The sequence below is a fragment of the Bacillus sp. F19 genome (genome assembly GCA_023823795.1).
Classification (GTDB): domain Bacteria; phylum Bacillota; class Bacilli; order Bacillales; family Bacillaceae; genus Bacillus_P.
Window position 1 is genome coordinate 4,150,701 of the sequence record CP085710.1, and the last position, 16,503, is coordinate 4,167,203.

16 protein-coding genes and 1 riboswitch are annotated in these 16,503 nt (G+C 37.3%); of the genes, 6 read left to right on the top strand and 10 right to left on the bottom strand.

Features of this window, described 5'->3' with window-relative positions:
• Positions 1–572: 572 nt before the first annotated feature.
• Both LIT25_21440 and LIT25_21445 read left to right on the top strand, forming a co-directional pair.
• Positions 573–2,876, top strand: a complete 2,304-nt coding sequence (locus LIT25_21440; protein ID USK33084.1) for a transthyretin-like family protein — start codon at positions 573–575, stop codon at positions 2,874–2,876.
• A 136-nt stretch (positions 2,877–3,012) separates the two neighbouring features.
• Positions 3,013–3,486, top strand: coding sequence for a hypothetical protein (locus LIT25_21445; protein ID USK33085.1), 474 nt, complete (start codon positions 3,013–3,015; stop codon positions 3,484–3,486).
• Positions 3,487–3,716: 230 nt separating this feature from the next.
• Here the strand turns inward: LIT25_21445 and LIT25_21450 are convergent, their stop codons facing one another.
• From LIT25_21450 to LIT25_21470, 5 genes are all read right to left on the bottom strand, one after another.
• Positions 3,717–4,124, bottom strand: a complete 408-nt coding sequence (locus tag LIT25_21450; protein ID USK33086.1) for a hypothetical protein — start codon at positions 4,122–4,124, stop codon at positions 3,717–3,719.
• 238 nt (positions 4,125–4,362) lie between these two features.
• Entirely contained in the window at positions 4,363–4,830 is a 468-nt protein-coding gene (locus LIT25_21455) for a UPF0158 family protein (protein USK33087.1), read from the bottom strand.
• 68 nt (positions 4,831–4,898) lie between these two features.
• Positions 4,899–5,012, bottom strand: a complete 114-nt coding sequence (locus LIT25_21460) for a DUF3916 domain-containing protein (GenBank protein USK33088.1) — start codon at positions 5,010–5,012, stop codon at positions 4,899–4,901.
• Between the two features lie 30 nt (positions 5,013–5,042).
• Positions 5,043–5,459: a GNAT family N-acetyltransferase gene (locus LIT25_21465; GenBank protein ID USK33089.1), complete on the bottom strand. Its 417-nt coding sequence runs from the start codon at positions 5,457–5,459 to the stop codon at positions 5,043–5,045.
• Positions 5,460–5,645: 186 nt separating this feature from the next.
• Positions 5,646–6,020 carry a YciI family protein gene (locus tag LIT25_21470; GenBank protein USK33090.1) on the bottom strand — a complete coding sequence of 125 codons (375 nt, stop codon included), beginning with the start codon at positions 6,018–6,020 and terminating at the stop codon, positions 5,646–5,648.
• 600 nt (positions 6,021–6,620) lie between these two features.
• Here LIT25_21470 and LIT25_21475 point away from each other — a divergent pair.
• Genes LIT25_21475 through LIT25_21485 form a run of 3 tightly spaced genes read left to right on the top strand, consistent with a single transcriptional unit; the run spans position 6,621 to position 9,974 of the window.
• Complete coding sequence (locus LIT25_21475; protein USK33091.1) at positions 6,621–8,243, top strand: amidohydrolase; 1,623 nt, start codon at positions 6,621–6,623, stop codon at positions 8,241–8,243.
• A gap of 49 nt (positions 8,244–8,292) precedes the next feature.
• Complete coding sequence (locus tag LIT25_21480; protein USK33092.1) at positions 8,293–8,493, top strand: DUF3311 domain-containing protein; 201 nt, start codon at positions 8,293–8,295, stop codon at positions 8,491–8,493.
• Complete coding sequence (locus tag LIT25_21485) at positions 8,490–9,974, top strand: sodium:solute symporter (GenBank protein USK33093.1); 1,485 nt, start codon at positions 8,490–8,492, stop codon at positions 9,972–9,974. Before LIT25_21480 ends, LIT25_21485 begins: the two co-directional genes overlap by 4 nt.
• 361 nt (positions 9,975–10,335) lie before the next feature.
• Here LIT25_21485 and LIT25_21490 read toward each other — a convergent pair whose 3' ends face one another.
• The 5 genes from LIT25_21490 to LIT25_21510 all read right to left on the bottom strand — a co-directional run bounded on the left by LIT25_21490 (position 10,336) and on the right by LIT25_21510 (position 15,324).
• Entirely contained in the window at positions 10,336–11,073 is a 738-nt protein-coding gene (locus LIT25_21490; GenBank protein USK33094.1) for an energy-coupling factor transporter transmembrane protein EcfT, read from the bottom strand.
• On the bottom strand, positions 11,070–12,659 hold the full coding sequence (locus LIT25_21495; GenBank protein ID USK33095.1) for an ATP-binding cassette domain-containing protein: 1,590 nt from the start codon (positions 12,657–12,659) through the stop codon (positions 11,070–11,072). The genes LIT25_21490 and LIT25_21495 overlap by 4 nt, the downstream gene beginning before the upstream one ends.
• Positions 12,637–13,233, bottom strand: coding sequence for an ECF transporter S component (locus LIT25_21500; GenBank protein ID USK33096.1), 597 nt, complete (start codon positions 13,231–13,233; stop codon positions 12,637–12,639). The genes LIT25_21495 and LIT25_21500 overlap by 23 nt, the downstream gene beginning before the upstream one ends.
• Positions 13,233–13,916: a thiaminase II gene (gene tenA / locus LIT25_21505; GenBank protein USK33097.1), complete on the bottom strand. Its 684-nt coding sequence runs from the start codon at positions 13,914–13,916 to the stop codon at positions 13,233–13,235. Before tenA ends, LIT25_21500 begins: the two co-directional genes overlap by 1 nt.
• A 109-nt stretch (positions 13,917–14,025) precedes the next feature.
• Positions 14,026–14,129, bottom strand: a riboswitch (TPP riboswitch).
• 706 nt (positions 14,130–14,835) lie between these two features.
• Positions 14,836–15,324, bottom strand: coding sequence for a universal stress protein (locus LIT25_21510; GenBank protein ID USK33098.1), 489 nt, complete (start codon positions 15,322–15,324; stop codon positions 14,836–14,838).
• Between the two features lie 597 nt (positions 15,325–15,921).
• Between LIT25_21510 and LIT25_21515 the strand changes: the two genes are divergently transcribed.
• Positions 15,922–16,497 (top strand): TetR/AcrR family transcriptional regulator, encoded by a 576-nt coding sequence (locus LIT25_21515; GenBank protein ID USK33099.1) that lies wholly within the window; start codon positions 15,922–15,924, stop codon positions 16,495–16,497.
• Positions 16,498–16,503: the final 6 nt, after the last annotated feature.

The following is a 16,503-nucleotide window of genomic DNA, read 5'->3' on the forward strand; positions in this document are numbered from 1 at the left end:
AAATTAACTAGGGCTCTCAGTTATGAAAAATCCGAAAAGATTCAACTCATGTAATGACAGGAAAAAACAGCTAAGCATTAAAGCAGGAGAGGAATTAGATCCTAAAGTTTGCCAAGATTCATTCATCTCAATCTCTCCTTTAGCTGAATTTCAACCTTGAAGAACAATTCGTTGCACAAAATGAAGGAGTTCTAACATCTTAATTTAAACAATGGTTTAAAAGCATTCCCATTGAGGAGTGTTTTTTTGGTTCTTTAGTCGCTGAACAAAAGGGGAACGAACGCACTTTTTTAACACGTTTTCCCATGGGATAATTTTACTGTTAATCTTTTCCGTTGATTAACATTTTTTTATCAGAGGGGGTGTTCAAAAAAAGAAAGGCTGTAGGCAATGAATTTACCTTATGTATCCTTTTTCTTTAGTGATAGACGGCCAGCTGCTATTTCACCACAATTAATTCCTTTTTTACAAACTTAACAATCCGAGAATAATAAGAAGAATCTTTAGAGGGCAGACTTTATTATTGTCCTGATCCTTGTCATATCATTTGGAAAACATTAGGAGGATGTTAAATGAGGATGTCACGTTTGAAAACTGTCACGTTGAGTCTAACATTACTTGCTAGTTTGCTAGTTCCGAATATAACTTCAAATGCTGAACTGAAAGCAGAAGCTTCAAGTTCTAAAGAATCAGAAAAACCATTAGATGGCGTAAAAATGGTCGTAGAACCGATAAAAAATGAAAAGAAGAAAAATACAACTAATCAAGCGGTGATCAAGCTGAGTTCATCTGCAAATTCGGCGAAATACCGTGTCCATTTGCAAGCCAAAGGAGATGTGGAACTTCAGGGATTAACAAAATATGAAATCGAAGGTTCTGCACCAGGAGAAGAGGTGCAAAAGCAATTCTCTTACATAGTGAACGGAGAAGGAGCAGGATCGATCGAAGCAAACGTAGAGGTATTAGATACCCAAGGTATTGTGATAGCAGTAAAGCGCTCTAAGATTGACGTATTAGCAACGGAGGCAGGTGTTCTACAGGGGAACAGCGGCCTTTTTGCCTTGCAACTGCAAGAGTTAGAAACAAAGAGAACGTCTGGAAATTTGGACAAGGAAGAATATGAAACTGCGAAAAGGGATTTATTCCGCCAGGGCGCCAAAATAAATGTAGAGGAACAACAACGATTGACAGCAACGAGTGATGTCACCGTATCGGGTAAAATACTTTGGACAGATGGTTCTGGGAATACCCATCCAGCAGTAGGTGTTCCGGTGGAGATACTGGACGAGGACGATATCAGTGATGATCTCATTACAACCGTAAAAACAGATAATAACGGGAATTACAAGGCTACATTCGAGAATGATACAGGATTTTTCGAAGAAGGATATGACTTATTCGTACGTATCAAAGCAGAAGGCGAAGATTTCTCCGTTGAGCCGGATGGATGGTTTGAAGACGTCTATCAAATGGAAACCAATCCTAAGCAAGATGTGGAAAACGGCAGCAGTCATACCATGGATTTCACCTTAAACAATACTTCCGACAACCAGACTGCATTCGGCATTCATCAATCCATGCTGATGGCGACTAAATATGTAAGGGAAGTCAACGGTGAGGCTTTGGATGATCTTACCGTGTATTTTCCGACAAGCGATGATACCTCAAACTATGATGGCGACATAAACCTGCTCCAACTGGATCGTTTTGACTGGGATGTTATTCATCATGAATTCGGCCATCACGTTACAGACAGCCTAGACATTGAAGACAGCCCTGGAGGCAGCCATTCTTCAGGAGAAAATTTAGCAGATAGAATCGGTAAAGATGATGGAGTCCACCTTGCCTGGGGTGAAGGATGGCCTACTTATTTCGCAATTTCCCTTCAGAAGGAGATGAATGGTTCATCCCTAGGGCTTTCAAATGTGGGAGATACTCATTATCAAGATACTGAAGATAGTTCGCTTGTATATGACCTTGAAGCTCAAGATAGCTCAAGCCTGGGAGAAGACAACGAACTCTCTGTACAACGCGTTCTTTGGGATCTATACGATAGTAATAGTGACCATGGTGACAACGGCGTTGTTTTTGGAGATAAAAACATATGGGAAACATTAAAAAATGCGGAATCTGTTACACTCTCTGAAGCGATCCAAGCTTTTTACGAGGGGCGATCGATAGCTGAGATCATCAACATTGGTTCCATATTAACAGAACACAAGATCGCATCTGAACCAACTAAACCAGCAGACGGTCATGTTTTTACATTTAACCAATCCCAGATCCCTGTTTTCAATTGGGACGTAAATGGAAAAAGTAAAGAGTTTCCGAACAATTCGTTTGTCATAGAGTTTTATAACAGTACATTAGGCAAAAAAATCTTCTCCTCAAAAGAATTGAATACCGATTCCTATCAGCCAACGGCAGAAGAATGGAAACAAATTTTAGACGGGACTTCAGATCGTACAATACGCTGGGCAGTTAGGGCGAAACAAACAGCGGGTCATCTTACAGGTCCATATATAAGCTATAGCCGTCAAATCATGAAGAATCATGCCCCTGATGTAAAAAATGCAAAGCCAAACCCATCTAGACTCTGGCCTGTTGATGGAAGGATGGTCCCGATCAAAATTGAGGGTGTGGTGGACCCAGACCGTGACCCAGTAACGATTAAAATTAAAAGCATAAAGATAGATGAGCCTGCAAAAGGAACTGACATCGGTGGCATCGGAACAGATACGGCAAGAGTTCGTGCAACCCGTAACGGCAACGGAGATGGCCGGGAGTACCATATTACTTTTACCGCCGCAGATGATAAAGGTGGAGTTTCAACGGGAAAAGTAATCGTTTATGTTCCGCACGATCAAGGAAAATAAATGATTGACGAAGTAATAAAAAAGGAAAGGAGGAGGATCGTAAATCACGAAAATGAAATCACGTTTATTGACGACGGGAAAGTTTATCTTATTGTTCATGTTGATAATGGGGTGTTCACACAAACAAGGAGGGGATGTGAAGGAAACCCCTCCTCTTAAAGCCTTACTGATCTATCAAGATCGTGATTTTGCTAAACGAGAGAATGTCCTCATTACTGCAGAGTTACGTCTTTCTGAAGATAAATCAAGAAAAGTAAAAGTAAGAATAGAAGCTAGTGGTGTCATACAGGTTCAGGGGAAAACTTCTTACAAATACGAATTAGCTCCAAATGAAGTTACGAAAATACCTTTTCATCTTAACGTTAAAGGGCACGATACAGGGATGTTCCGCGTAAAGGTAGATGTGTACGACAATAACAATCAACACCTATACGGAAACTACCCAACACGTTTCGTACTATCGACACCTGAGGAGGTGCTCGTGGGCACTCAAGGGTACGATCGGTTGCGCCTTCAACACTTGGAGCATTTGCTGAAAAGGGGAAAGATTAACCAAGAGCAGTATGAAAAAGAAAAAAAGAAAATTAAATCGGGTGTGACCGATAAGTAGACACAGTAACATTTTAAAACTTAAATGATAAGCTAGGATGCTGACATGATTTTAAATAGTGCTTTTTCACTGAATAGCAAGAACCTGTTAGGAAGTAATATAAACAGGTTCTTTTTTTGTTTGTTGCTGACAGCTTGCTGAATTATTTATCAGTGTGAGATTTTCTATTATTCCTAAAGATTTAAATAGAAAAAGAGAATAAAACAATTCACTCTTTCCTCTTATTATTCTTAGAATTGAAGAAAAGCACCCGTTAGTGAAGATGGAACATTATTTTTTGTTAATTTTCCGCCCTTTGATTGGTAAAGTTTCAAAGCCTTTCCCTGTTCAGTTAGTGGATAATTCTTCACTTCACAGTAATAACTACCTTCTTGTACACCCTGATAATTCTTAGGAAACGAAATGATGCGGTTTCCATAGTTGACCTCCATATGTCCTCCTTTTGCATTATCGAATATGACGATTTCACAGTTCCCTTTGTATTGTTTCGTCTTATCAGCTAAAAGGTTAGGCAGGCCTAACAAAGAATAAACGAACAGGGACCCTGATAGGAAAAATAAAAAGGCAACTGTAAGAATGTCCTTGATCGGTATCTTATACGAATCTCCGTTTTTCCTTTTATTTTGTAAAAATGCCAAAGATAAGCCACCATCCCCACAAGCATTACAAATGACAAGATCAGTAAAAAGAAATACTGTGCCAATTTTCCTCAATTCCTTTTTTAGAGTTTTTTTTTAAACGTACCCCCGAACCAATGATGTTTCAATTCATTTGCTGCCAAATTAACCCACAATATTTTAATCTTGTTAAACTGCCATTAGTTTAACAAAAAATAAGCGATTACCTATTTAGCTTAGCAATCGCACGTAGTCTTATCTATTCAATATAATTTACGTTATTATTCTGACACCATTCTGTTGCAATTTGTTTAAAACGCTCGTCACGATAAGAATACCATTGATCTTCAATTCCAAAATCTATTACTTTATCCTTAAATCTTCTAAAGGCACCCTTTCCCTTAATTGCCCTTAATAAAGAATCTTGTTTACGTCGATCACTAACCGTTAGGCAATAGTCTTCCATGATTTCATATTCATTAACTTCATATTTAGTTGGTAACTCTATGTAATTTTCAAAGTTTTCAACAACATCATTCGCAACCATTATAATTTCTTGTTGCCATTCAGGTAAATGATCAACTGGTTTTTCATCTTCAACAGCTCTCAAATCATCAGATGTTACTAGAACTATTTCACCTGTTTTAATATTTAGTAATGAACGAGACTCTTCAAATTGTATTTCCATTTCTTCAACTATATCTTTAAGCTTTACTTGAATACTCATTATATTGGATCACCTTCTATATTTTTACTAATGCCACCCGTTAGTTCAAGTACGATGTTATTTAAAACTTACTCTAATTCACCTATAAACCAAATATCCCCTTTATAAATTTCCCCATCTTCATCAGTTATTTCTTCTTTTAATCCTAAAACATTCATATTTTCGGGGATATTTATTCCCATTCACTTTCAAAATTTCTTTATTTAAGCTTTTTATATTCTTTTTTCCAAATAGTAATGATTATGTCCTTTAGGATGATCTTTACTTACTCCTATCACTTTATATCCATGCTTCTTATAGAAATCTGGAGCTTGAAAACTAAATGTATCCAAGTTTATCAGTCGACAATCTTTTTCAATTGCAAATTCTTCAATATGTTTCATCAACTTGCTACCATAGCCTTCGTGTCTATATTCTTCAGAAACCCACAGAAAGTCAATGTGTAAGTGGTGCCAGAATGTTGTCGCCGTTACTCCTCCTACTATTTCTTCTTTTTCATTTTTCACTACAAAACTAATATTTTCCGAAGGAGTTTTTTCTTCATCTGAAAGATTTTTTAGGTTATGTTCAATCACTTTTTTTCTTATGTAATCACTATCTTCTTGTTTCCATTGTTTTATTATTTTCATTTTAAGTATCTCTCTCCTTTTTTAAATTTCTATTTTATTTATTCCATTTAATAATCAAATAGTCCTTTCTTATTCAACTAATTTGCCCTTTACTTCAATAAGAAGAGGCGACACTTTGTTAAGTAATCGCGCCCGATTGTGAAACATATTACTGGAATGCTGCCCTTAAGAAACTGTTCAGAAATATCATTCGCTCTTCTTGAAATAGTGTACAGGACGAATTTCAATACGAAAGCCAAATTCCTCTCCCTTACTCACTTGTGTTGTCGGATGCAGTGTGACAATCTGAATGGCTTCTTCAATGTCTTTTGCTTCTATTAGGAATACACTCCCAATCAATTCTTTGGTTTCTTTAAAAGGTCCATCAGTAACCGTTACGTTTCCGTTTACCCGACTCAAGCATTTTGTCTCCAATTCAAGACCAGCATCTATTATCACTTGACCTTTCTTGTAGAATTCCTCTAGGTGGGGCTGACATTCTCCCATAACAGCATCAATCTCTTCTTTTGGACGGGCGTCCATTTTTTCCGGATTAAAATAACCCATACATAGAAATATCATCTTAACCTCTCTTTAAAATTATAAAATTTGTTCATCTACTATAAAGGCGATCAGTAAACAGCGAAATCCACACAATAAAAAACTACTATTCTTCCCTACAATCGTCGACTTGTTTCAAAAAAAATTCCCTCAGACGCGTATTGGTGGTTAACGACGCCGCACGCATGTATTCTTCACACGCTTCGCAAAATTGTCCTAACTTCTGCAGAAAGTTGCCTCGAGTACTTGGTAATAAATAAATAGTTAAAATAGTCTTATTCCTTCTACTTAGAATACCAATACTTTTTTAAAATTTACAGTTTGATAAGTCATCTGATACTTAAAAGAAACATGGGTTTTTAGCGGAATTGTGATGACGAAACCTTGATTATTAAACAATATTTTGCAAAGGGAGACATAAAATACAACCAGTACATCAAGCTATTCTAAATGAATATCAACTTCTTTTTCTATTTCCATTTATACAGATTGTAACTTGTTTAGGTCATTTCATTTACGTTATGTCACATATATTTATTTAAATATTCTGATATTATTTACATATGCAAATTACTCAAGGTTTATTTTTCAGTTGAACAAACTAAAAAAGGAGGTTTTTAGATGGCCGATATCGTCTTTATAAATGGCCAAGTTGTTACAGCAGATTCTAGCAACCGAATTGCAGAAGCTGTAGCGATAACGGGCAACCGAATTGTTGCGGTAGGTCAGAACGAGAAAATTAAAAACTTGATTACAGATGCTGCAGCTGTAATTGATCTAAAAGGAAAGAGCTTGCTGCCTGGATTTATTGACTCTCATTTACATATTACTCTGCATGGTACGAACAAACTGGCAATCAATTGCAAAGAACCTCAAATGAAATCATTGGACGATATTTTTGATAAATTAAAACGCAAAGCACAGCAAACACCTAAGGGAGAATGGATACGCGCATGGGGGTTTAATGAGACAACCATTGCTGAACAACGCTATCCCACAAGAATAGAACTTGAAGAAATTTCTTCTGACCACCCTATTATGATTATGAGAACTTGTGCTCATCACTCGATAGTAAACAGCCAAGCTCTCAAAATCGCTGGAATAAACGAGAAAACACCTGACCCGCCAGGCGGAAAATTTGATCGTGACTGTTACGGAAACCTGAACGGTTTCTTAATTGAAACAGCTCATATGCAGATGTTAAACGCAGCCAAGTATAGTGAAATGGAGCTTAGAAAGGGAATTGCGTTAGCTTCAGATCACTACTTGGAAGCAGGAGACACAAGCATTCATGATGCCGGCGGAAATGATGCAGACAGTCTTAGAGCAATGCAATTGGCCGTTCAGGCAGGCGAGGTTAAAGTGCGAATCTACGCCATGCTGTCTTCCCTTAACCATTCGGCCAAATATGTAAGAAGGATTACGGATTCCGGCATGGTAACAGGACTTGGGAATGAGTATTTTAAAATAGGGCCTGCGAAGGTATTTACCGATGGGGCAAGCAGTGTTCCGACAATGGCTACAAGAGAGCCTTATACAAGCAATCCAAATGAATCCGGAGTCCTTTACTATGATCAGAATGAGCTGAATGAAGTCCTTGGAAAAGCTCATAAAAAAGGATTTCAAATAACAGCTCACGCTCAGGGAGACCGTGCTATAGACATGCTTCTTACATGTATGGAAACGGCTCTAAAAGAATTTCCGCGAGATAACCACCGCCACCGAATCGAACATGGCGGGCTTTCTATGCCAGACCTTATTAAACGGATGAAAAAGTTAAATGTCATTCCCATTCCGAATCCAAACTTCTTTTACGAATTTGGTGATGCATACATTAAGCATATAGGTGAGCGGGTGAATCAAATGTATCCATTGCGGGATTTATTGGATTCAGGGTTAGTCGTTGCCTGTGGATCGGACAACCCTGTGTCAGATCATAATCCTCTTCTTGGAATTCATTGTGCAGTGAATAGACGTTCCATGTCCGGTCAGGAGGCAGGTTTAAGTCAGCGGGTTGATGTTCTTGAAGCAATAAAAATGTACACCTGGAATGGGGCTTATGCAAGTTTTGAAGAAGAAATCAAAGGCAGTATTGAGCCTGGAAAACTGGCAGATTTAGTTGTACTGGATCAAGAAATCCTGACTATACCCACTGAACACATAAAAGAACTGAATGTCGAATCTACCATTATTGACGGAAAATTTGTCTATCAAAGTGAAACTTCTAATCTCTCTTATAACTAAACGTACACCAAGACTTAATAATTAATTTATAATTCAAAGGAGGTTCATTATGAAACCGATTTATCTGTTAGGATTGGTACCGTTTATTGGGATGCTTGGGCTATTGCCCATAGTCAATAGGGTTACTCCTTATGTGCTGGGCGTTCCGTTTATTCTGTTTTGGATTGTCATGTGGGTACTGCTCACTTCCGGCATTATGCTCATAATATTCAAACTGGATCCTGCAAATAAGGAAGGTGATTTTGAATGAATTCAGCAATGATTATTATTTTCGGATTTATCTTCCTCTCTATTTATCTGGGGATTCTGGCAAGAAAAGGAAAGGATATGGACTTGGAGCAGTGGACCGTTGGCAAACGGGGATTTGGCAGTCTCTTCGTCTTCCTCCTGATGGCTGGTGAAACATACACAACAGTTACTTTTCTTGGCGGAAGCGGGTGGGCCTACGATAAGGGTGGACCAGCACTTTATTTGGTTGCATATATTTCATTGATGTACGTCTTATCTTACTGGCTTCTCCCTGCAATCTGGAAATATGGGAAAGAAAACAATCTGGTTTCACAACCTGACTTTTATGTAAGCAAATATAAAAGCCCTGCGCTTGGAATAATTGTAGCCCTCATTGGGGTGCTTGCCATCATTCCGTACATCGTTCTTCAATTAAAAGGACTTGGCATTATTGTGTCAGAGGGGTCTTATGGAAAAATCTCACCCGCGCTTGCTATTTGGATTGGGGCAATCGCAATTACTATTTATGTCATGATTTCAGGCATTCACGGATCTGCCTGGACTGCCGTTCTTAAGGATATCTTGATCCTTATAGTAGTTGTATTCCTGGGAATTTACATTCCATTCCATTACTTCGGAGGCATACAGCCGATGTTTGAGGCAGTTGAAGCTGCCAAACCAGGATTCCTTGCACTTCCTGATAGCGGGTTTAGTATTTCATGGTTTATTTCAACTGTTCTGCTAACCGTGCTTGGTGTCTATATGTGGCCACATTTTTATGGCGCCATTTATTCAGCCAAAAACGGCAGGTCCTTCCGAAAAAATGCGATTATCAGCCCTTTATATACACTTATATTGTTGTTCGTTTTTCTTGTAGGATATACTGCTATCGTGAAAGTGCCGAATTTAAAAGGAACGGAAACCGATCTTGCTTTGCTCCGGATTTCCATTCAAACCTTCGATCCATGGTTTGTGGGGGTGATTGGAGCAGCTGGCTTATTAACAGCCCTTGTGCCAGGTTCCATGCTGCTTATGGCAGCATCTACCTCTTTATCTAAAAACGTATATAAAGTGTTTGTGCCAACAGCTACTGAAAAACAAGTATCCGTTCTGGCAAAACTGCTTGTCCCTGTTGTGACCCTTGTCTGTGTATACTTTACATTCAATGGGGGTGACAGCATCGTAACCCTCCTGTTAATGGGGTATAGTTTTGTCACACAATTGGCACCTGCCCTGCTTTTAAGCTTAATGAAGAATAATTTTGTAACGAAGCAAGGTGCGGCAGCTGGAATGATTATCGGAGTTGGGGTTGTGGCATATACGACCATTACACAAACAACACTTGCTACTCTTTTCCCTTCTCTGCCACAATTCGTTAAGGATATTAATGTAGGTGTTATTGCATTGAGCGTTAATGTTGCCACGATGTTGATTGTCAGCCTATTAACAAAGAATGTGGCTGTTTTAAAAGATTCTAACGCACCTATTGAAAGCACAAACTAAATGTAAAGCTATACCGCTGTTTTGTAATTGTAAAAAGTTGGAGCTTAAAATCGTTTAAGACCTTACTTGCTCCATAAACCCTGAAATTGTATAAATAACTCCATATTCTTAATGACATAGAAAAAAGCAGCTCCTATAAAGATTAAAGAGTTCCGTTTGAGATGCTTTTTCAAAATTAATAAGAAAAATGAGATTGGTTTTGACATTGAAATTGTCTTAGGTTAAATAAAAAAGACTCGTCATTGACGGGTCTTTTGACTTGTATGCGTCTATTTAGATTTATACGGATATTCCATTAAAGCCACTAATAAAAAGAAACACCCCTATTCAAGAATGACGTCCATTAATGGAATAACTAACTTTATTCAATAAAAATAAGGATCCCCAGTACAACTATTAACAAAGAAAATAAATAGACCCAGTCTTTTGTTACTATTTTAGTTGATTGATAATAGGTTCGGTGTCTTGTACCCGTAAATCCACGTGCTTCCATTGCTATAGCAATTCGTTCTGATTTTCGTATTCCTTGAGTAAACAGTGGTAAAGAGTACCTCATAAAAGCTTTCCAACTATTTTTTTGCTTATAGCCTCTTACTTTATGAGCAGTCTTCATTTGGTTTAGTTCAGATTGGAATAATGGGATAAAGCGGAACCCCGCTAATAGCCCATACGCCCATTTAGGTGAAAGTTTACATTGATGAATTAAACTCATAATGAACAAAGTTAAGTCTGTTGTAGAGGTGAATAATAGTCCATACGTTACAAACCCTAACATACGTAAAGCTAAAGTTAAGCCATGATTCATACTCTCTTCGGTGATATGGAACCAGGCCCATTTCCAAATTGTTTCTTGCCCTTCACCAAAAGCCGCCATCATCCAAAATACAAGAATAAAAAAACCTAAATAAGGAAAAAGCCTTTTCATGAGGAAGGTAATTCTCCATCCGCCTAAAAAAATCCCGAGTAATACCGCAAAAAACCATATCAAAAAAGTAACTTTTGGATGTGAAATTGTCATCAATATAAACATAATCAAAAAATGGGAAAGTAATTTGCATGAAGGATTTAGAGTAGAGAGGAATGAATGGTTAGTCTTCATAATAAATTACTCTCCTTTCGTGCATGCATCAATTGATAATGGAGCGGCGGAATTAACGCACTTTCACATAAAAGATTTTGATCAGAAAACAACCGATAAGGTGTCCCTTGATATGTCACTCTCCCCTTGTTGAAGAGAATTACTTTATCTGAAAAATCATCAACTAAATCCATATCGTGAGTCACCATGACAATGGTTGTTCCCTGTTCCTGTCTCTCTTTTAGGCGTTTAATAAGCTCTCTAGCTGTCTTTTCATCCTGACCGAAAGTTGGTTCGTCAAGTAATAATAAATTTTGATCAAACAATAACATAGTCGCAACACTTAACCGACGTTTTTGTCCTAAACTCAATGTAAAAGGGTGAGCATTGTGATAAGATTCCAATCCAAACTCCTGCATTAATTGTTTTGTTTTTGTATTAATTAGCTCTTCAGGCCAATTTCTTTGTCGGCCGCCAAAGGCAATTTCTTCAAATACAGTATCCGTTATAAATTGAAGTTCTGGATTTTGAAAAACAAAGCCCGCTTTTTCATATAATTCTCGATCTGACCATTTTTTCAGTTCAGTATCTTGAAAGTGAATTTTCCCTTTTTTAATTGGCTCCAAGCGTATAAGACTTTTTAAGAAGGTGCTTTTCCCGCTTCCATTTTCACCGACGATCGAAATCCATTCCCCTTTATGGATTCTTATATTAATGTCTCTCACTATTGCCTTCTTCCTATAACCAATTTCAACATTTTCGATGCTGATAAAAATATCCTCTTTTTTGTATTCTTTGGTTTTTAATATTGACTTCTTATCTCTTATATTTGAAAGTTTGATAGATAGCGGATGTGAACTATTATCAACAACTTCCATCCATTTTTCCGGAAATAATTTCGGCCGCCAAATACCAGCTTCTTTCATTTGATTATTAAAGTTCAGCAGAATCTCTTTTGGCTTTCCATCCCCGATAATACACCCACTTTCATTTATGATAACGACCCTATCCATCCATTCAATGCAGCCGTCTAATACATGTTCTACAAAAACCATCGTTTGGTTTGTCTTTTGGGAAATTTGATTCAATAAATCAAATATCTCGTTCCTGCCAGCAGGATCTAATTGGGCTGTTGGTTCATCAAAGAACAAGACTTCTGGTTCTAATGCTAATAAACAAGCTAATGCCAATCTTTGTTTCATACCACCGGATAATGTTTCAATTGGTGTTTTCTTATCTATCTTTAGCCCTACTTTATCCATCAAGTCAGAAATCATTTTGTCCATATCGTTTCGCGGAATAGACCGGTTTTCGAGACTAAAAGCAATCTCTTCACCCACATGAAGCATACAAAATTGAGAATCAGGATCTTGAAACATAACGCCGGCATCTTTCCTGAGGAATACTTCACCACTTACTTCTGCCTCAATATGCTCAGGGATAATACCTGCAAGAGCGGAAATCAAAGTAGATTTCCCACTCCCGCTAGGCCCTAGTATTAATACTTTCTCCCCTTTATTTATTGACAATGTAATACAACTGAGTATTTTTTCAGAACGATTATAAAAGCGAATAGATAGATCCTTACATCCCAGAAACATTTCCATTTAAGTTTTCCCTTTTCCTTTTTTCCTTCATAATTTCATATTGTTCTAAAACACCTGTTTTTGCGAGTGAGTCCACGACTACTTTAGCTAACCAACCACCGAGAATCATTCCGCTTATCACATGAATTACTAACGTAACAAAAAATACTTCTGTCGTGTAATATCCAAAACCGTTGGCAATTAAGTTATAGATCATGCTTCCAACCGCTGCAAGAGCCCCAGATAGCATTAATGTAAATAGGTTGTAGCGTTTATATCTGAATATCGCGAATGCGATTTCTGAACCAATACCTTGAAAGACACCAATTAAAAGGGCTGATAGACCAAAATGACTTCCTGTTAATAACTCTACTGCTGCCGCTGCAACCTCTGCAATAAGGGCCGCACCCGGTTTTCTGATAATATACGCTACAATTGGACTGGCAATCACCCAAATCCCAAACATAAAACCTGCACCCACCGGCCCCACAATAGCGGAAATCGGAATCCAAAGAGTAGACCATCCTAAATAAATAACTCCACAAGCCACTGCTAGAATAACAGCAAGAACTACTTCTTTCATCTTCCAGCTCATCACTTTACTGCCTCCATTTTCACAGGCCATTCTTCGAGTTTATAGGCCATATCCCAAAACATATATTCAAGCTGACAGCTTATTAAGAAATGTTCTTTCATCTTTTCTTTCTCTCTCTCTGTTGCTTCCTTTGCCCACTCATCTATACGGGCACAAAATTTAGTTGTGATCGAATCTGTACGATTACCATAAAAATTTATCCAGTCATAAAATGGATGAGAGCGATCTGGATTAACTTCATTTAATATTCTTTTCCCAATCTCCCAATACGTCCACGGACATGGTAATAAGACAGCTAAAATTTCCCCTAATGTTCCTTCGTGAGCAACTGTAAGCATATGACGTATGTAATGATGTGAAGATGGTGATAACGGATATCCTTGTAATTCCTCATATGGAACACCGGCTACTTGACAAAAGTTATTATGTGGATGGATTTCACTTTTTAATATAAATGAAATTTGCTGATTAAACATATCCATATCTTCACGATTCTCACACTTCGCGACCGCTATTCCATAGATTCTGATAAAGGAATTCAAATATTCAAAGTCCTGTTTAACATAATGAATTAATTGCTCCTTTTTTAATCCTCCATTGGCAATTCCTTTGACAAAAGGATGTTCGAAAATCGCATTAAAGATTTGATTTGCTTCCTTTCTTAGTTCTGCTGAAAAACTCATACATTTAGCCCCCTTATTGGTTATAACGGGAAGACACTATAGGGAGAGACTATAATTAAATACGAAAAAGCCGCTCCAAAAATGGAGCGGCAGAATAATTATATATATTCATACACTGACTCCACTTTCCTACGCTAGTATGAACTAGATCAGGTTCAAAGGGTCCAGGATAACTCCTGTCTCAGCCATAAAATGGCTCCCCTAGTGGTCTTCCTATTAATTTAATATTTACTGTACACATGCTTTATAATAAAGTCAATCAATTTGGCCTTAATATAATGAAAGAGCTCAATTCCAGCTGTATAATTGCAGCTGACATCAGACTTTTTAACTATCAAAAAGTGCAGTTCTCACTGCTTTAGTAAAATTTATTAGCTGTATATAATCTATATTATTATGTAAATTGAAATTTCATATTTTTATAACTTAGCTCTTTTACCGAAGGTTTGGGTGAAATACAATTTTAACTCAAACTTGAAGTTGAGGTATATAATTAATACCCTTCTTTCTGGCACTTGCATAAAATTCGACTGGTAATGTGATTAACTAAAATGCAGCTGCTGATGAAAAAAAATGATCACAGACCAACAAAATTTAGTACTTGTCGAGCCGCTGTTTAAATAAAACCTCCTGTATTCCTTTCTTTAACCCCGAGCCTGCAAGAAAAGCTTTTGTTTTTGAGTTTCATGGATATGCTATAGTAATTGAAGCGATTTCTTTTTAATAGCAACTTCTCTTCTCTCATATTTGATGAACACAATTGAATGACTTGTAGACATACTTGAACAGTAAACTAGAAAATCTGACCTATGGCAAATAGGTCAGCTTAAGTATCGCCTTTCTGCTCTCCATGCACTTAAGTAGATTTAGAGGGCTTTTATTTTTGATATTCAGATTTCATAGACAATAACCTTTCTTTTCACGTCCAAGCTGATAAAACCTTGACCTTACTTAGTGATAAGAACTGCCTGTGTGGCCTCTGATAATACTTTTTGGCTGACATGCCTAAGACCCACTTCTTTATTCTACTTAGTCCTCGGCTTCCCATAACGATAAGGTCAATGTTGTTCTTTTCTGAATACCCGCAAATGGATGCTGCTGGGTCACCATCTAATAGAGCTGTAGTAACCTTAATATCAGGAGATATTTCGTCTTTAGCTTTTCTAAATATAGCTTCACCTTTACCTATCTCAACTTCTTCAGCTCTTTCTACCTCTTCCTGAATAATTTGAGTGCCAGCTTCACTTACGGGGTATACTCCACCATAAAGTGGCAGATGGGTCTCGTTCTTAACATGAATCAATGTCAATTCTGCCCCATTGTTCATTGCTAGCTCATTTGCATGCTGTAACGCTTGCTTACTTCCCTCTGAACCATCAATAGCTACCAATATTCTCTTATAAATCATAACAACCTCTCCTTGATCTGAAGTATAGAGACATATTATTGCTTTATTTAATTACCTTAATTATTTACCCTATCTCTTCAGAACTAACACATATTGCCCTTAACTAAATAATATCTGTATCTGATTGATATAAACACAAAAAAACCTTCTCTTGAAAGAGAAGATTTTTTTCAAGGAATTATGAAATTTTGTTGCTTGTTAGCTTCAGCTTGTTAATCTTTAAGAACAGCTCCCACTGCTCTTCACTGTATATAAAATTGGTATTATACACGAAATTAACTTCGATTAATATTCGTTTCATTAAGGTCATATCCCTTTCTTTTAAAATTATTGTTTCTTCGATTGAAATTTTTCAAAGGCAACAATTTTTCAAGTAATGACTTTTATTACCACCCTAGCACTTCTCCAAAAGCACTCCTGTTCCTCCACAATCTGACTCTTAACTAAATTCTTGATGCAAAATTGCGAGCGATTGTGGATGATTTTTCTGCATTACCGTGCTGCAGAATACCCTTCTTTAAACTAATCTGCTTGCTTTTATTTACTTAATTTGCTAATATAACTAACGAACGTTCGTTAAATTTGAGGTGATATTTATTGAAAAGCAATGAAATTAAAAAGGCTGCTCTAAAATACTTCACAATTCACGGTTATGAAGGAGCATCTCTTTCTCTAATATCTGAAGAAGTCGGCATGAAAAAACAATCCATTTACGCCCATTTTAATGGTAAGGATGATCTTTTTCTGCAAGTTTTACGTGATGCGAAAGAGACGGAGCTGTCTTCAAAACTCCAATATTTAGTTGATGCAAAAAACCCAGAAAAAGATTTATACGGATTTCTACAATTGGTCATCAATCTTTTCCAACAAAATGAGCAGTTAAAGTTTTGGCTGCGTATGTCTTTTTTTCCGCCAGCCCATCTTGAAAAAGCAATTGCACGGGAAGTCATAGATATCGAGGAAAAGGTGCAGACGATACTGGAAAGAAAATTTCAGGATTGGATCAATGCTAAATTAATCGTCGGAGATGCAGCAATAATACCGACCTTTGCTTTCTTAGGAGTAGTCGATTCCATTATGCTAGAGCTTGTATACGGCAATGATGAGAAACGGCTGAAAGATAAATTAGCAGCCTCTTGGATAGTATTTTGGAGAGGTATTTCACATCAATGATTCATA

What these genes read in the sequence shown, in the direction of transcription:
- LIT25_21440 (USK33084.1), top strand. Translation starts at nt 573, where the DNA reads ATGAGGATGTCACGTTTGAAAACTGTCACGTTGAGTCTAACATTACTT.
- LIT25_21455 (USK33087.1), bottom strand. Translation starts at nt 4,830, where the DNA reads ATGAGTATTCAAGTAAAGCTTAAAGATATAGTTGAAGAAATGGAAATA.
- LIT25_21460 (USK33088.1), bottom strand. Translation starts at nt 5,012, where the DNA reads ATGGGAATAAATATCCCCGAAAATATGAATGTTTTAGGATTAAAAGAA.
- LIT25_21465 (USK33089.1), bottom strand. Translation starts at nt 5,459, where the DNA reads ATGAAAATAATAAAACAATGGAAACAAGAAGATAGTGATTACATAAGA.
- LIT25_21470 (USK33090.1), bottom strand. Translation starts at nt 6,020, where the DNA reads ATGATATTTCTATGTATGGGTTATTTTAATCCGGAAAAAATGGACGCC.
- LIT25_21475 (USK33091.1), top strand. Translation starts at nt 6,621, where the DNA reads ATGGCCGATATCGTCTTTATAAATGGCCAAGTTGTTACAGCAGATTCT.
- LIT25_21480 (USK33092.1), top strand. Translation starts at nt 8,293, where the DNA reads ATGAAACCGATTTATCTGTTAGGATTGGTACCGTTTATTGGGATGCTT.
- LIT25_21485 (USK33093.1), top strand. Translation starts at nt 8,490, where the DNA reads ATGAATTCAGCAATGATTATTATTTTCGGATTTATCTTCCTCTCTATT.
- LIT25_21490 (USK33094.1), bottom strand. Translation starts at nt 11,073, where the DNA reads ATGAAGACTAACCATTCATTCCTCTCTACTCTAAATCCTTCATGCAAA.
- LIT25_21495 (USK33095.1), bottom strand. Translation starts at nt 12,659, where the DNA reads ATGGAAATGTTTCTGGGATGTAAGGATCTATCTATTCGCTTTTATAAT.
- LIT25_21500 (USK33096.1), bottom strand. Translation starts at nt 13,233, where the DNA reads ATGAGCTGGAAGATGAAAGAAGTAGTTCTTGCTGTTATTCTAGCAGTG.
- tenA (USK33097.1), bottom strand. Translation starts at nt 13,916, where the DNA reads ATGAGTTTTTCAGCAGAACTAAGAAAGGAAGCAAATCAAATCTTTAAT.
- LIT25_21510 (USK33098.1), bottom strand. Translation starts at nt 15,324, where the DNA reads ATGATTTATAAGAGAATATTGGTAGCTATTGATGGTTCAGAGGGAAGT.